The sequence below is a fragment of the Acinetobacter sp. YH12126 genome, assembly GCF_013418745.1.
GTDB classification, from domain to species: domain Bacteria; phylum Pseudomonadota; class Gammaproteobacteria; order Pseudomonadales; family Moraxellaceae; genus Acinetobacter; species Acinetobacter amyesii.
The window spans coordinates 1-15,922 of sequence record NZ_VPBM01000012.1; the positions used below are offsets into that span (position 1 = coordinate 1).

The 15,922-nt window shown below is 41.3% G+C and carries 11 protein-coding genes; 4 read left to right on the forward strand and 7 right to left on the reverse strand.

Annotated elements, in window-relative coordinates; translation table 11 throughout:
- Window positions 1-124 precede the first annotated feature (124 nt).
- On the reverse strand, window positions 125-748 hold the full coding sequence (locus FTU62_RS10055) for a hypothetical protein (RefSeq protein ID WP_180102580.1): 624 nt from the start codon (window positions 746-748) through the stop codon (window positions 125-127).
- A 78-nt stretch (window positions 749-826) separates the two neighbouring features.
- Entirely contained in the window at window positions 827-4,516 is a 3,690-nt protein-coding gene (metH, locus tag FTU62_RS10060; RefSeq protein WP_180102581.1) for a methionine synthase, read from the reverse strand.
- A 480-nt stretch (window positions 4,517-4,996) separates the two neighbouring features.
- Between metH and FTU62_RS10065 the strand changes: the two genes are divergently transcribed.
- On the forward strand, window positions 4,997-6,616 hold the full coding sequence (locus tag FTU62_RS10065) for an inorganic phosphate transporter (RefSeq protein ID WP_180102582.1): 1,620 nt from the start codon (window positions 4,997-4,999) through the stop codon (window positions 6,614-6,616).
- Window positions 6,617-6,780: 164 nt separating this feature from the next.
- Here FTU62_RS10065 and FTU62_RS10070 read toward each other — a convergent pair whose 3' ends face one another.
- From FTU62_RS10070 to FTU62_RS10080, 3 genes are all read right to left on the reverse strand, one after another.
- On the reverse strand, window positions 6,781-8,331 hold the full coding sequence (locus tag FTU62_RS10070) for a hypothetical protein (RefSeq protein WP_180102583.1): 1,551 nt from the start codon (window positions 8,329-8,331) through the stop codon (window positions 6,781-6,783).
- A gap of 219 nt (window positions 8,332-8,550) precedes the next feature.
- The gene (locus FTU62_RS10075) at window positions 8,551-8,730 is read right to left on the reverse strand and encodes a hypothetical protein (protein ID WP_180102584.1); all 180 of its coding nucleotides are present in this window, start codon (window positions 8,728-8,730) and stop codon (window positions 8,551-8,553) included.
- Window positions 8,731-8,975: 245 nt separating this feature from the next.
- The gene (locus FTU62_RS10080; protein WP_111884441.1) at window positions 8,976-9,593 is read right to left on the reverse strand and encodes a rhomboid family intramembrane serine protease; all 618 of its coding nucleotides are present in this window, start codon (window positions 9,591-9,593) and stop codon (window positions 8,976-8,978) included.
- A 158-nt stretch (window positions 9,594-9,751) separates the two neighbouring features.
- On the opposite strand from FTU62_RS10080, the gene nfuA reads away from it, so the two are divergent.
- Both nfuA and FTU62_RS10090 read left to right on the forward strand, forming a co-directional pair.
- Complete coding sequence (nfuA, locus tag FTU62_RS10085; protein WP_078189947.1) at window positions 9,752-10,390, forward strand: Fe-S biogenesis protein NfuA; 639 nt, start codon at window positions 9,752-9,754, stop codon at window positions 10,388-10,390.
- 230 nt (window positions 10,391-10,620) lie between these two features.
- A complete protein-coding gene (locus FTU62_RS10090) occupies window positions 10,621-12,816 on the forward strand; it encodes a TonB-dependent siderophore receptor (protein ID WP_180102585.1) in 2,196 nt (731 codons plus the stop codon).
- Between the two features lie 37 nt (window positions 12,817-12,853).
- On the opposite strand, the gene FTU62_RS10095 is transcribed toward FTU62_RS10090, so the two are convergent.
- Together FTU62_RS10095 and FTU62_RS10100 are read right to left on the reverse strand one after the other, a co-directional pair.
- A complete protein-coding gene (locus FTU62_RS10095; protein ID WP_111884439.1) occupies window positions 12,854-13,861 on the reverse strand; it encodes a hypothetical protein in 1,008 nt (335 codons plus the stop codon).
- Window positions 13,862-13,907: 46 nt separating this feature from the next.
- Window positions 13,908-14,948, reverse strand: coding sequence for an alpha/beta fold hydrolase (locus FTU62_RS10100; RefSeq protein WP_373886359.1), 1,041 nt, complete (start codon window positions 14,946-14,948; stop codon window positions 13,908-13,910).
- 334 nt (window positions 14,949-15,282) lie between these two features.
- Here FTU62_RS10100 and FTU62_RS10105 point away from each other — a divergent pair, with 334 nt between their 5' ends.
- Complete coding sequence (locus tag FTU62_RS10105; RefSeq protein ID WP_180102587.1) at window positions 15,283-15,897, forward strand: carbonic anhydrase; 615 nt, start codon at window positions 15,283-15,285, stop codon at window positions 15,895-15,897.
- The last annotated feature ends 25 nt before the right edge of the window (window positions 15,898-15,922 follow it).

The window sequence follows — 15,922 nt, forward strand, 5'->3', positions numbered from 1 at the left end:
ACTGTGTTTCAGAAAGCTTCTTTGAATCGATATATTTCATCCGCAGATTATGCATGAATATTTAAAATTCTTCGGTACAAATAATCAGCAAGAGACTGTTCGTTTTTTGATTTATGAAAGAGGCTTATTTTTTCAAATATTGTTCAGAAACTACTCCATTGCAATGTACGAAAAGATTTCGTCGTTCCGTGAGCTCTATAAAAACTGGCCATGATTCCAACCCTGTTGTGAGAGTTAAGTTATATTTACTTTCCATCCAATCAAATTGCTTTGAGTGACTTTCTCTTAATAAATTTTCAACTTCTTGATTTATAATTTTTTCACGGGCTTCTTCAATACTATTTAAAGTACTTAACTCTTCAAAAGAAATTGTTTTTTGTTCAGCCTTAAGTAGTTCAGGTTTATTTTTAAGAATAAAAGTATTTAATTGGCCTAAAAATGAATCATATTCAGAAACAAAAGTTACCAAAAATGATTGTGGTAATATTTCTAACGCTAATTGAGCTTGTTTTCTCTTTTTACTCATACGTCCTATTGAACGAGCATGTTTAAAGCTAATTTCGAAACCAGTATTTCCGTCTTCATGTGTGGTGGGTGTGCCATATTCTTCAATAATCTTATTTAGACTGTCATTTGCATTAATAAGACTTTCAAATGCTGATTTCATCTGAAAAGGGATAATTTCATTTAAAGCTACAATCTTATGTAGATAGTCCTCGAGTATTTTATGAAGATTTATATTTTCCATATTTTTTACGTTCAAATTGTAAGTCTTTAATATTATATAAAAAAATCCCCTCACACGAGGGGATTTTTTTCAAACTAACTATTGAACTGAATCATCCAAATTCGGCGCTAACCAGCGTTTCGCTTCATCCAAAGTCCAGCCTTTACGCTTTGCATAATCCTCAAGCTGATCGCCTGCGATTTTACCCACGTTAAAGTATTGGCTTTCAGGGTTTGCATAGTAGAAACCGCTGACTGATGAAGGTGGCCACATTGCAAAACTAGAAGTCAATTGCGTACCAATCTTATCGGTAGAACCTAACCAATCAAAGAGTGGCGCTTTTTCAGAATGCTCAGGGCAAGCAGGGTAGCCCGGCGCAGGACGGATGCCTACATACTTCTCTTTAATCAATTCTTCATTGCTTAAGGTCTCAGACGCTTGGTTGCCCCAGAACTCTTTACGGATGCGCTCATGCAAATGTTCTGCAAAAGCTTCCGCAAAACGGTCACCCAAAGATTGCGCCAAAATCGCTGAGTAGTCATCGCCTTTGGCTTTGTACTCATTGGCCATTTCTTCTGCACCAAAGATGGATACCGTGAAACCGCCCAAGTAGTCTTCTGCGACACCTTTAGGCGCAATAAAGTCCGCTAATGACAAGTTTGGTTTACCTGTCACTTTATCAGACTGTTGACGAATGTGATGGAAGGTATGCGTAACCGATTGACCATCTTCGCTATACACTTCAACCGAATCCGCTGCTGAACGGTTTGCAGGGTAAATACCAAACACAGCACGAGCATCAAAACGTTTGTTGTCGATGATGTCTTTTAGCATGGTCTGTGCTTGTTCATATAAGTCAGTTGCTGCTTCACCTACAACTTCATCAGTTAAGATAGCAGGGAATTTACCTGCCAAACTCCAAGAAATGAAGAACGGTGTCCAGTCAAAGTATTCAACCAAAGTTTCCAATGGATAATTGGTCAGCGTTTGCGTACCAATAAAGTTTGGCTTCACAGGCGCATTGGCAGCAAAGTCAATTTTTAAGCCATTTTCTACAGATTCAGCATACGTCAGTTTGGCCGCTTTTGGCTGTTTATTGGCAATACGCTCACGGACTTTTTCATATTCAGCACGGGTTTCTGCAACAAACTTCGGTTTCATTTCTTTAGAAAGTAAAGTTGTTGCTACACCCACCGCACGAGATGCATCGGCAACATAAATCACCGCATCATTTGAATATTGCGGATCAATTTTCACTGCCGTATGCGCTTTTGAAGTGGTTGCACCGCCAATCATCAATGGAACATTAAAGCCTTTGCGCTGCATTTCTTTCGCAACAAAAACCATTTCATCCAGTGACGGCGTAATCAGGCCAGATAGACCAATAATGTCGACTTTCTCATCAATGGCAGTTTGCAGAATCTTCTCGCAAGGCACCATCACGCCAAGGTCGATGATGTCATAACCATTACAGCCAAGTACTACGCCCACGATATTTTTACCGATGTCATGTACGTCACCTTTCACGGTTGCCATCAGGACTTTACCCTTAGATTGGCCAGCTGTTTTTTCCGCTTCAATGAATGGGTTGAGCCAAGCTACGGCTTGCTTCATGACACGTGCAGATTTCACGACTTGCGGCAGGAACATTTTGCCTGAACCGAACAAATCACCTACCACGTTCATGCCGTCCATAAGCGGACCTTCAATCACATCGAGTGGACGTTTAGCTTTCAGACGTGCTTCTTCAGTATCTTCATCAATAAAGGTGGTGATACCTTTCACTAAAGCATGCTCAAGGCGCTTTTCTACGGGAAGCTCACGCCATTCCAAGTTTTCCACTTGTTTTTGCGCAGCGCCTTGACCGCGGTATTTTTCAGCAACTTCAAGCAGCTTTTCTGTAGCTTCTTGATGGCTTTCACCTTGGTTTTGGTTCAAGATCACATCTTCAACCGCAGCTTTCAGTTCAGCATCAATATCATCATAAATCGCCATTTGACCTGCGTTGACGATACCCATAGTCATGCCTTGCTGAATGGCATGGTATAAGAACACTGAGTGAATCGCTTCACGTACAGGTTCATTACCACGGAAGGAGAACGATACGTTAGACACACCGCCTGAAATCATCGCATGTGGTAAGTTTTGCTTGATCCAGCCTGTTGCTTCAATAAAGTCCACAGCATAGTTGTTGTGTTCTTCGATACCTGTTGCCACTGCAAACACGTTCGGGTCAAAAATGATGTCTTCAGCAGGGAAGCCCACTTCATTCACCAATACATCATAAGAGCGTTTACAGATTTCTTTTTTACGTGCAGCAGTATCTGCCTGACCTTGTTCATCAAATGCCATCACAATCACAGCTGCACCGTACTGACGGCACAAACGTGCTTTGTGTACAAACTCGTCATAACCTTCTTTCAAAGAAATCGAGTTAACAACCGCTTTACCTTGTACACATTTTAAGCCTGCTTCAATGATTTCCCATTTAGATGAGTCAATCATGATCGGCACACGTGAAATTTCAGGTTCAGAGGCTACAAGATTCAGGAAATGCACCATTGCGCCTTCTGAATCCAGCATGCCTTCATCCATGTTGATATCGATAATCTGAGCACCGGCTTCAACTTGCTGCTGTGCAACTTCTAAAGCTTCGGCAAAGTTTTCTTCACGGATTAAACGTAGGAATTTTTTAGAACCTGTCACGTTGGTACGTTCACCGACGTTTACAAACAGCGAATCTTCTGTAATGTTGAACGGCTCTAAACCGCTGAGACGGCAAGCGGGTTTGGTTTCTGGCACTTGGCGCGGCGCAATGTCTTTTACGGCATTGGCAATAGCGCGGATATGATCCGGCGTTGTACCGCAGCAACCGCCCGTGATGTTAATCAGGCCGCTTTCTGCAAATTCTTTAATAAATGCAGCTGTTTGTTCGGGGGTTTCATCATAACCGCCGAAGGCATTTGGTAAGCCAGCGTTCGGATGGGCTGAAACAAAAGTATCGGCAACGTCAGCAATGGTTTTTACATGCGGACGCATGGCATCTGCACCTAGGGCACAGTTAAAGCCAATCGACAATAAGTCACCATGACGCACAGAGTTCCAGAACGCTTCAGCAGTTTGGCCAGTTAAAGTTCGGCCAGAGGCATCGGTAATGGTGCCTGAAATCATCAATGGCAATTCGTAGCCAATTTGGTTGAAGACTTCTTTCACTGCAAAAATGGCAGCTTTACAGTTTAAAGTATCGAATACAGTTTCGATGAGCAGAATGTCGGCACCGCCTTCAATCAGGGCATGCGCAGCTTGAATATAGTTTTCTTTAAGCTCATCAAAAGTAATATTACGAAATGCTGGGTCATTTACATTTGGCGAGATCGAGCAAGTACGTGAAGTCGGGCCAAGCACACCTGCTACAAAACGCGGTTTTTCAGGCGTTGAGTATTTTTCACAAGCTGCTTTGGCAATACGCGCTGCTTCACGGTTGATCTCTGATACCAAATCTTCCATGTGGTAGTCAGACATTGAAACTTTTGTGCCGTTAAAGCTGTTGGTTTCAATGATGTCTGCGCCAGCATCGAGGTAGGCTTCATGAATGCCTTGAATGATTTGCGGCTGAGTCAACACCAATAGGTCATTATTGCCTTTGAGGTCAGATGCCCAATCTGCAAAACGCTCACCACGGTAGTCAGCTTCTTCGAGTTTATGACGCTGAATCATGGTGCCCATTGCACCGTCGATAATCAGAATCCGTTGAGCGAGCAGCTCTTTTAGGGTGGCAAGCGTGGACATAAATAACCCCAATCCGATGGAATATAAAATCGGCAAATATATTAACAGAATTCATTGCAGTTTTATTGATATTCAATGATCTTCACAGCGCGCAATTATTAGCTTGTTGAATTAATGAGCAATATTGCAACTTGATAATTTCATATTCCAATTTCATATAAATGTATGGAAAGCTTCATGAATTTGTCATATTGCTCAGGCAAGATTAAAAAAACATCCATTAGGGCTATGCAAAATGACAAAAAAACATGACAGATGAAATATAAGTTGAAATATTGGGTTTCAAAGAAAATAAAGTTTAAATACGCAGATTAAATAACTGATTTACTTTATGAAAGTAGAGTAGGGAAGTCGGTTTTTAACACTTAAAAAAAACAAATAAAGCATGAAAAATTGCTTTATATGACACCGCTTTGTCATATAATTGTCATAATTAAATTGAACAATATGGGGATTTTAAAATCCTCTATTCCTGCCTGCATGAATTCTAAACAAACTCCCGTAGATTCAGCGCACACGTCGACTCCTCAAAAGTCCACGAATGTTCATGTGCCTACACCGAAATTCTTTATGCCGGTATTTTTAACGGTGATTATTTCAACGTTGATTTATATTGGTTTTCAGGTGACTGCCGATTTAGCGCATGTTCCGCCTTTAAGTCTTTATTCAATGATTTTATTGGGCACAGCCTTATTCATCGCACTTGGCTTTGAATTTGTAAATGGTTTCCATGACACTGCAAATGCAGTAGCAACAGTGATTTATACCAACGCCTTGTCAGCACCGGTTGCGGTAATGTGGGCGGGTTTCTGTAACTTCCTAGGCGTAATGGTTGCCAGTGGTGCAGTCGCTTACGGCATTATTGCTTTATTACCTGTTGAATTGATTATGAACGTTGGTTCAGGTGCAGGTTTTGCCATGGTTTTCGCAATGCTGATCGCAGCGATTTTGTGGAATTTAGGGACTTGGTTCTTAGGCATCCCAGCGTCTAGTTCGCATACTTTGATTGGTTCTATTCTTGGCGTTGGCATCATGAACTACCTGTTAAATGCAGGCGGTGGTGCGAGCGGTGTAGATATGGAGCAGGTGCTTAAAGTCGGTAAGGCGTTATTGTTCTCTCCACTGATTGGTTTCGCATTTGCAGCCCTAGTTTTCTTGTTGGTGAAGCGTATTTTCCGCAAACAGCTAGAATTGTTTCAGCCACCAGAAGGCAATAAGCCGCCACCACCACTGATTCGTGCAATTTTGATCTTTACCTGTACAGGTGTAAGTTTTGCGCACGGTTCAAATGATGGTCAAAAAGGTATGGGGTTGATCATGCTGATTTTGATCGGATGTGTGCCATTGGCTTATTCATTGAATAAGAACTTAGATAATCAACATATTCAATCTTTCCATCAGTTATCTGCTCAAACTGCGACTGCGATCTACGCAGAGCATAAGGATATTCCTGATGCAAAGGCACGTGATGTACTCACCAAATACATTCAAACCAAAGAAGTCAGCCCAGAAGTTGTGCCAGCTTTGGCAAGTTTGACCGATCATTTAGGTGAGCGTGTTGCACAGTATGGCGACTTAAAAGATATTCCTGAACAAGAAGTATCTTCGATTCGTAATGATATGTACCTCAGTACCACTGCTTTTAAACGTCTAGATAAAGCTGAACAACTACCAGCAATGGCAGAAGCTGAACAAAAAACTGTGAAGGAATATCGTAGTCACTTAGACTCCTTCTTACAGTACATTCCAACATGGGTAAAAGTCGCTGTTGCATTGGCACTGGGTCTTGGAACCATGGTGGGTTGGAAACGTATTGTCGTGACTGTAGGTGAGCGTATTGGTAAAAACCACATGACCTATGGTCAGGGTATGTCTGCCGAGCTTGTTGCTATGTCAACGATTGCTGCTGCGGATGGTTTTGGTATGCCAGTATCGACTACACACGTACTTAACTCTGCGGTTGCAGGTACCATGGTTGCGAATAAGTCAGGTTTGAACTTTGCAACAGTGAAGACCATTCTATCGGCTTGGGTCTTCACTTTACCTGCAACGATCTGTCTATCAGGTTGCTTGTACTGGTTATTCTTGAAAGTGTTCTAAGTAACTCAAATTCCAGATATAAAAAACGCTGCTTCGGCAGCGTTTTTTTTTGGCTTTATCTCAGACATCACCGATTTTAATGGGATGACTGAGAGCTGAATTAGAACAATCAAACTAGCGAGTTGAAGCTTTGCAAAGTTCAACACTTATTTGAACCAATGCCGTTACGCTTTTTTAAACAGTCCCAATACTTTTTTCACGGGTAATTTCTCTTCAGCAAAACCATATAGCGCTGCAAAAGGTAAGGCAGTACGCGCCAAATAAGCCACACGCCATAAGCCACCATGGTTGGCACCATGCATCATGAGTTCTAATGGATGGTCTAGCGCCGTTTCAGGGTTAGCAACCGATTGAGGGTTTCTCAAGTCGTGAATCCATAAAGCCGCCATGAGTGCATTGGTGGTTTCAGGTTGGAAGGATTCCACATCAAATAAACTCGCACCATTAAATGCGGCCTTTAATAATGGATTCTTCGTTACTGAGCGAGTCGTGGTGGATGGCGCAATATTGATACTAACCCGCTGACCATTTTGACGTGCGACAGTTGCGCGCCATTGTTGGATACGTTTTGCGAGTGCGTAGTTTGGACCTTGTTCCACCACCAAACAGTCAGCAATACCATAGGATTTTCCATTGTCTGCTGTGGTGGTTTGCTCATTATTTTGCTTAAAGAAATGCTGACCTGTGACTTTGGCAATGCTTTGCGTCAATAGCTTTTGTGCAGACGCACGGTTTTGGAATTTGGCTTGCGCTGCCGTAACAATCTCTTCTGGAACCGCATAGACATCGGTCGGAGTACACATAAACATCAAGCTGGTGTCGGCTTTTTGCTGGCTGACATAGGCCATGATGCTGTCCATGGCCATTGCAACACGAACATGCTTTTCACCATCTAAATAGGCAATTGCAGCTAGATCTAGTTGATGTTCACTTTGTGCAAGCCATTGTGCAATTTCAGGAATGTGTGTCAGTAAATTGGCACCCAATTTGTGTTTTAGTTCTTGAATGGGTGTGTCTTCATGCACAGCGTCGAGACTTGGTGCATATAAAGTGGCATTACCGGCTTGAACCGTACTTAAGATTCGATCCCAAACACGTTCATTATTCAGGTCAATTGCCACAATATTGGCTTTCCATTTTGCTAACCACGTCAGAGGGCCAGCTTCGGAGGCAGCACCCAAAAGCACCATTGTCCGATCTGACAAATCGAACCATTCTGGGTGTGCAATGGCTTCACGTAATGCGTCGGCATGACTTGCTTCAATAATGCCAGCATCTTGCCATTTTTGAATCTGAGCCTGTAAAGCCTCACCTTGAAGTTTTTGACCATGATAGGGCACATACCACTCAGGCGCTGCGTCACTTTCACCTTTTAATTTCACGGTATGCAGCGGATGTGCAGTCAAAGCTACTGCATCTTTGAGCGTATACTTTTCTTGATTACGATAAAACTCAAAGACGTGATGCGCTTTATTTAAACCTTGCTCAGCAATGTTGATCGCAGCTTCAGATGATTGAATTCCTTGTTCAACCAAGGCTTTAAAATATTCAGGATATTTTTTACGCCAGTTTTTTTCTTGTTTTGCACGTACAGAAGAGTGATGGTCAACTGCAGCTATGGCTTCAGCGATAATTTCACGACCAGTTTTAGATGTACTCGGCTTTTGGTTTGAAGCCGAAATGGGAAATTGAAGACCTTCAGTTGAACTCGACATGCAAAATATCTCAGCTAATTTTGTCATTAATATACAGATGTATACATTATCTATGCCAAATTAAAAAATAGGGTGGCATAAAGTGCCAGATTTATATGATTTGTCATGTGCTTTTGTGAACTTTCGTAGAATATACAGCTTCAAATTTTATTGCCGGAATTGAAAAAGCCTTCGGTTTGAAGGCTTGAAAGAAGAGGGCATTAAATCAGTAACGGCAAATCAACAACGGCCTTTTTTAGCCTGTCCGGGCGGGCAAAAGTCGCCATGTCGATCTGGGTACTTATAAGGATAGTGATTACGATCTGGGTCGACCACGATACTGCCTTCACGGGTGTGAACGTCACAAGCACTCAACACGCAGGTCAACAGCAAACTTGAGAACATCAGGACTATTTTCATTGGAATTTTCCCTTTTTTATTCTGTGTCATTTCAGTTTAAATCAGGGCAAGGATAGATAGCGTTTCAATCTGCTGTGAAATTGTATAGCTCGATATTCAAAGTGCGGTGTTGTAGATGTGGGAAATTGGCTAAAGAAAAGATCAAAGGACATGCGGCTTAACGCAGCACAATAAAAAAGCCTAAACTGAAACGGTTTAGGCTGTCATTTTACTGGTTACATCAGGCTGATTTTTTAAACTTAATGTTAGAAAGGAACGTTTAATAACTGACTTAAGAAATGTGGAATGAGCTTCGGTTCAAGAATAATCGTCATGATTACACCATACGCTGCGCCCCAAAGGTGTGCGCTGTGGTTAATGTTGCTGTTGCCACGTTTACCTGACCAGATACTGTAAGCAACATATAGCACGGCAAAAATAATCGCAGGAACAGGAATAAAGAATACAAAAATCAGTTTCCACGGTTCAAATAAAATATACGCAAAAAGTACCGCAGACACCGCCCCAGACGCCCCTAAACTTGCCCAATGGGTATCATGCTTATGTTTTAAATAACTCGGAATAATCGCAGCGATCAAACCGCCTAAATAAAACAATACAAAGCCCATGTCGAAGAAATATTGGCGATAAAAACTTTCAATCACGCTACCAAAGAAAAATAAGGTAATCATGTTGAACAATAGGTGCGCGCCATCTGCATGAATAAAACCATGGCTAATAAATCGGTCATATTCGCCACGACTGAGGGCTGGCGGCCAAAATAACAAACGATTCATCACTTTCTGATTTGAAAATGCAATCAGTGAAATCACCACCGTAATCAGGATAATGGTCACGGTGTGGTTAAAGGGTAGGCCCAACATATATGACTATTCTACTTGTTAAAATTTATGCTCAATAATGCCATTAAATCTGCCTAAAGCGTGAACTTTCAGAATAATTCCGACAATTTTAGTTGATTTTTTTCTAATGCCCCGCATCTTAAGTTAAAATAGCGACTTCAGCTTGAGGAAATATTGTAATGTCGACTGAGAACAACAGCACAGCAGTTGCTGAAGAAATTCCAAACCTATTGATCACTCCAAATGCCCAAGAGTATTTGAAAGATCTTTTGGATAAACAAAATACACCGGGCATTGGTGTACGTGTTTTTGTGGAAAATCCGGGTACGCCACGTGCTGAATGTTGTATGGCTTACAGTGCACCAGAAGAAGTTGTGCCTACAGACTATAAACAAGACTATCCAGATTTCCCTGCATTTATTGACACACCGTCTATTCCATATCTTTTGGATGCGGTGATTGACTATAACAAAGACCGTTTTGGTGGTCAGTTAACATTCCGTGCACCAAACTCAAAAGTGCCACGTGTGGGTCCAGATGCCTCTGTAGAAGAGCGTATCACTTATGTTCTACAGTCAGAAATTAACCCTGGCCTTGCAGGTCATGGTGGTAACTGTGCACTGGTAGAAGTGGTTGAAGATGCAGAACATGGTTTAACTGCAGTGCTTAAATTCGGTGGTGGTTGTCAAGGTTGTTCTTCAATCGATTTAACCTTGAAACAAGGTGTTGAAACAACATTGAAGCAGCATGTACCTGAGTTAATGCGTGTTGTTGACCAAACGGATCACAGTAATACTGAAGGTGCTTATTTCAAATAAGTTCAGTATTTTTATAAAAAAGCCGCAACCTTGCGGCTTTTTTATTGTCTAAATCAAAAAAACGAAGATTTTCAGATATTTCTAGGTTTTTTACATCAAAATGATAAGCTATATCACAAATATAAATGAGAATGATTATTAAAATTAATTGCAATATTGTTTGTGTTGGTTACAATGTGCAACACATTATTCTAGATTTCTCCATAAATACGTTTATTTGGAAGCACTCAATGACCAAACAACTATTAAAATCAACGCTTACACTTTCAATACTCTGTGCCTTGGTAAGTTTGACGCATGCAGAAGATGTGCACACTGAAGTACCAGATGAATCCGTAACGAAGATGGAAACCATTGTTGTTACTGCAGCAGAACAAGTTAAACAATCATTAGGTGCTTCAAAAATTACGGCAGAAGATTTAGAAAAAATGCCGGTTGTGAATGATATTTCAGAATATGTGCGCCGTATGCCGGGTGTAAATTTGACTGGTAACAGTGCCACAGGCCAGCGAGGGAATAACCGTCAGATTGATATCCGTGGAATGGGGCCTGAAAACACGTTGATCTTAATTGATGGCAAGCCTGTAAATTCGAGAAACTCAGTACGTTATGGCTGGCGCGGTGAGCGTGATACACGTGGCGATTCGAACTGGGTACCTGCAGATGCCATTGAATCGATTGAAGTGCTGCGTGGTCCAGCAGCAGCGCGTTATGGTTCAGGTGCGATGGGTGGTGTGGTCAATATTAAAACCAAGAAAGTGACCAATGAAGTGCATGGCTCTGTGGAAGTTTTTACCAATCAGCCCGAAGATGCTAAAGAGGGCGCAAGTCACCGTGAGAGCTTTAACTTAAGCGGGCCAATTCTTAAAGATGTTCTTTCATATCGTTTATACGGTAGTTATAACAAAACCGATTCAGATGCTGCGGATATTAATGCATTAATGGACAATGGCGCGCGTATGGCGGGTCGAGAAGGCGTTGAAAATAAAGATATCGCAGGGCGCTTGGCTTGGCAGTTGAATGATCAACAAATCTTAATGTTTGATGCAAGTGTTGGCCGCCAAGGCAACCGTTTTGCAGGCGACAGTCAAAACAGTGTATTTGATCCAGCCGATCCCAACAAAGCACCAATTTTATCGGCTTTAATCGGTGAAGAAACCAATACCATTTATCGTGATAGTTTTGCATTAACTCATGAAGGTACGTGGGGTTGGGGTGACAGTAAACTCATAGCGCAATATGACAAAACCAAAAATAAGCGCTTACCTGAAGGTACAGGCGGTAGTACAGAGGGTCAGATTAATAATCTTGAAAATAAACAAACGTCACATCTAGAAACCGTTCGTCTTAATGCAGAAGCCAATCTGCCGTTCCAATGGTATGTTCCACAGGTATTAACTTTAGGCACTGAGTGGGTCGAAGATGACTTTACCGATACGGTTAATACACAAGCTGGCGCAGGCGGTTTTGGTGATGCGCTGACTTCAGGTGACCGTTCACACATGGATTCACGGATTGCATCGGCTTATATTGAAAATAATATGAACTTGGGCGAAAGCACCGATGTCGTTTTGGCACTACGCTATGATAATCATAGTAAATCGGGTGATAGCTGGAGTCCAAGTCTCAATATTACGCAAAAGCTTGGCGACTATTGGACATTAAAAGGTGGTGTGGCTAAGGCGTATAAAGCACCTAATATGTACCAAAATGCGGAAGGTTATCTGTTAAGTACTCGCGGTAATGGCTGTCCGATTGGGCTGAGCCAATGTCTATTACAAGGTAATGGCGATCTCAAACCTGAAACTTCAGTGAATAAAGAATTAGGTGTACAGTTTGAAAAAGACATCGTAAATGCAAGCTTTGCATGGTTTCGTAATGATTATAAAAATAAGATCGTTGCTGGGGATACACGTCTAGAAGAACTAGAAGTAAATGGAACAACATATAATGTACTGCGTTGGATGAATACGCCAGAAGCCTTGGTTGAAGGTGTTGAAGGAAGTATTTCTTTGGACTGGGGTGATATCACGTGGACTAATAACGTCACCTATATGATCAACTCTGAAGATAAACGTACTGGCAATCCACTGTCAGTGATTCCAAATTACACAATAAACTCTATTTTGAACTACAACATCACGGATCGATTAGACAGTAACTTTGTCTATACCCAATATGGTCGTCAAAAACCACGTCAATATGCAGAAACCAGTCTTGAAAGCAAAAATGGCTTGGCGATGGATAGCGTGAAAAGTTATGGCATTGCAGGCATTAACTTTGGTTATAAATTTAATGCGGCTTTAAGTGCTCGTATCGGTGTGAATAACCTATTTGATGAGCAAAAACTGCGTGATAAAACGGTCAACCAAACATATAACGAGCCGGGTCGTGCTTACTATGCTAGTTTGAAATACCAATTCTAAGTAGTTCCAAAAGAAAAGCCGCTTAACGCGGCTTTTTTTATGTTGGGATATTTAAAATTTTCAGTGCTTCACTTGAGTAGTAGAATTGTTCTAAATAGAGACGTGAACGCTCACGCAAATAACCCGACTCAATCATTTGTTGAACGATAGGATTGAGTAAGTTTCGAAGTTCATGCTGAATCAGTGCTTCATCAATATTTAAATCACGCAGCAATAAATCAAAAGGGCGTTCTGCATTACGCACGTACCAAGCGTATACGCCATCATGCACTTGCTGTTTCATATACTCAGACTGTCGCATAAAGTCCCAAATTTCATGACCCATCGCAACCGTTTGCGGCAAGTCCTGAACTTCAACATAGTTCTTTAATACCGAAACTGGCAGCGCTTTAATTTTATGCCATAAATTGGCTTGAAAGTGGTACAGCTTATGATCATCAAAGTGCTGATTTAACACGGTTTCACTCATTTGACTGAGCTTTAAAATATTCTTTTGCAAGTATTTGCTGACAGCATTATCTAAATTGGTATCTGTGACATTTTCCAGTACCGATTTCCCCATTTTCATAAATCGTGAAACACCGGGTACCGATTTTGCAATCACTGAGTTGTCTAAATAATCTTGTATCGCATGTTGAATCAATTGACTGATCATGGCTGAAAATGCAGGATTGTTGACCATGGTATGAATTAAACGCTGACGATGTCCTTGTTTACTTGCCACATACTGCGCAATTTTATCGATGGTCAATACTGGGATGATTTCGGCAATCGTGGTGCTGTCATTTGCAGGGTGAATCAGTGCAAATTTGATATGTTCAGCAATTTGCTCAATTAGGAATTGACTTGCAGGGGTATTTAAAATTTGTTTCTGCAACAAGGCATTGATTTGATCAAAGCTCCAAATCTGCTGCAAAGATTGTTTACGAAACCATTGATAAAAATGGGTGAATTCAGTGGCTACGGTATCATTGTGTGAAAAGCTCTGATCTAAAAAGTTCAGTTGAGCGTCAATCAACTGCTCAATCATCGGGTTTTTCTGCATACTTTCCCTGAAGTCCCAGTCATGGGTATCTAAAAATGGCGAATGCTCAGTTTAACTGAATCAGTTTATCTACCAAAGGGTTTTTAAACTTTTGACTTTTCGCAAGGAAAGGTAAGTAATGGTCTGCAACTTGTTGTTGGGCTTCTAAGATTGGCATATGACCGACGTTATTTAAAATCACAGGGGTTTCTGCACGTTTCAGTAAAGACTTGAGTTCGCCAGCCACTTCCACATTAAAGATTTTATCTTGTTTGCCCCAAAGGATCAGGGTTGGTGCTTCCACCGTTCGTGTTAATCGGGCAAAAGTTTCAGGGGTGTAGATTCGATTGAGCGTGACGACTTGATCGATCATTTTACTGGTGAAGGGCGCACGCGCAATTAAGATATTCTCCTGCGCTTCTTTAAGCTGTGTCGGAACATTGGGCGGATTTTGCATGAGTTTATGCATGACATCATCTAAATCACCCGGTTTTGAAACGATTAAATTTTTAAGTTTATACGGGTCGCGGGTGTAACTGGTATTGGCCTGTTTATAAATGCCCGCGCTGTTGAGTAAAAATAAACTTTGGGTATCAAAAGGATATTGAGAGGCATATACCGTGGCAATGGAACCACCCAATGAGTGACCTGCAACATTCAGTTTATCTTCAATATGTATTTTAAGGACAAACTGGCGTAGTTGTTCCGTGACATTCGGCACTGAGACATCAAAATCGACCGGCACATGTGTATCGCCATTGGCCGGAAGGTCGGGGATGATCACGTGATAGTTCGGTGTTAAATAATGCGCAACACGATTCCAATTATCACGTGTGCCGCCTAAACCATGAATCAGCAAGATGGTCGGTTTAGAGCGTTGACCGCCTTCGCTATAACTCCAATTCACATTGCCGACTTGAACACTATGTGTGACTAAACCTGCCGCTTTACGCTCTTGGCTCAAATAATTTTGCACGATAGAGGGTACGGCAAAGTTTTTGCTGATGGGAGACGGATTTGCAGCCAAAGTGTTGTTGGCAGTAAACGTCATACAGCAAATTGTTGCTAGCTTGAAAAAGCCAAAAACGCGTGAATGATGTCCTTTCATTGACGTTTACCCCAGTTAAATCGAATCGATATATTTTTTAGATCATTTATATGACTATTATCAGAATGGGCTGAAATAGTAAAAGCGTATATTTATGAAATATATTGTAAATTAAAAATGACCTTTGTCATCCATTGCTTTTTTGACGTGGTTAAACTTGCGTTTTAATAATGTGAACCATTACAGAAAAAATAATTTTTTTTGATGAATGTGGAGTAGCATTTTCTATCAAGTTACATCGTCGTAGAAAAAATTCACAGCAATTGTTTTTGCAAGTGACAATCGATTCGACTGGGATTAAAATATTGCAACTTCGGATAAGGGTAATTAGAACATGCTAGCAGCAGCAGAAGCTTTAGATCGTTTAAAGAAAGGGAATCAACGTTTTGTAAACGGTGAAACGAATCACCCGAAGCTTTTGACGCATCAACAACGTGCTGAAATGGCCGAAAGCCAAGAACCTTTTGCGATTATTTTAGGGTGTTCAGACTCACGTGTTCCTGCTGAAATGGTATTTGACCAAGGCTTAGGCGATTTATTCGTGATTCGTGTTGCAGGTAATATTGTGGCACCGTCTCAAGTCGGTAGCGTGGAATTTGCAGCAGAAAGTTTTGGATGTCCTGTGGTCATTGTATTGGGTCATACACACTGTGGCGCGATTCATTCTACTATTGAAGCTTTAACTAACCCTGAGACACCGCCATCAGCAAATTTGATGTCGATTGTGAACCGCGTTCGTCCATCTGTAGAAATACTTATGCAAACTGAATTGAAAGATGACCTTGAAAAACTTTCAATGCATGCAGTACGTTCAAACGTTTTTGCCTCAGTAAATCAACTGCGTCATGGTTCAGCAGTCCTTGAAAACTTAATTGCGCAAGGCAAATTAAAAGTGGTGGGCGCTGAGTATTCACTCGAAACGGGTGAAGTAAGCTTCTACGATTTCTAAGCAAACTACAGTAAATACAAGATTT

Bases quoted from the DNA above. Each gene is read 5' to 3' on its own strand.
- nfuA (WP_078189947.1), top strand. From the start codon at position 9,752: ATGTCGACTGAGAACAACAGCACAGCAGTTGCTGAAGAAATTCCAAAC.
- FTU62_RS10080 (WP_111884441.1), bottom strand. From the start codon at position 9,593: ATGTTGGGCCTACCCTTTAACCACACCGTGACCATTATCCTGATTACG.
- metH (WP_180102581.1), bottom strand. From the start codon at position 4,516: ATGTCCACGCTTGCCACCCTAAAAGAGCTGCTCGCTCAACGGATTCTG.
- FTU62_RS10100 (WP_373886359.1), bottom strand. From the start codon at position 14,948: ATGAAAGGACATCATTCACGCGTTTTTGGCTTTTTCAAGCTAGCAACA.
- FTU62_RS10055 (WP_180102580.1), bottom strand. From the start codon at position 748: ATGGAAAATATAAATCTTCATAAAATACTCGAGGACTATCTACATAAG.
- FTU62_RS10075 (WP_180102584.1), bottom strand. From the start codon at position 8,730: ATGAAAATAGTCCTGATGTTCTCAAGTTTGCTGTTGACCTGCGTGTTG.
- FTU62_RS10105 (WP_180102587.1), top strand. From the start codon at position 15,283: ATGCTAGCAGCAGCAGAAGCTTTAGATCGTTTAAAGAAAGGGAATCAA.
- FTU62_RS10070 (WP_180102583.1), bottom strand. From the start codon at position 8,331: ATGTCGAGTTCAACTGAAGGTCTTCAATTTCCCATTTCGGCTTCAAAC.
- FTU62_RS10095 (WP_111884439.1), bottom strand. From the start codon at position 13,861: ATGCAGAAAAACCCGATGATTGAGCAGTTGATTGACGCTCAACTGAAC.
- FTU62_RS10065 (WP_180102582.1), top strand. From the start codon at position 4,997: ATGAATTCTAAACAAACTCCCGTAGATTCAGCGCACACGTCGACTCCT.
- FTU62_RS10090 (WP_180102585.1), top strand. From the start codon at position 10,621: ATGACCAAACAACTATTAAAATCAACGCTTACACTTTCAATACTCTGT.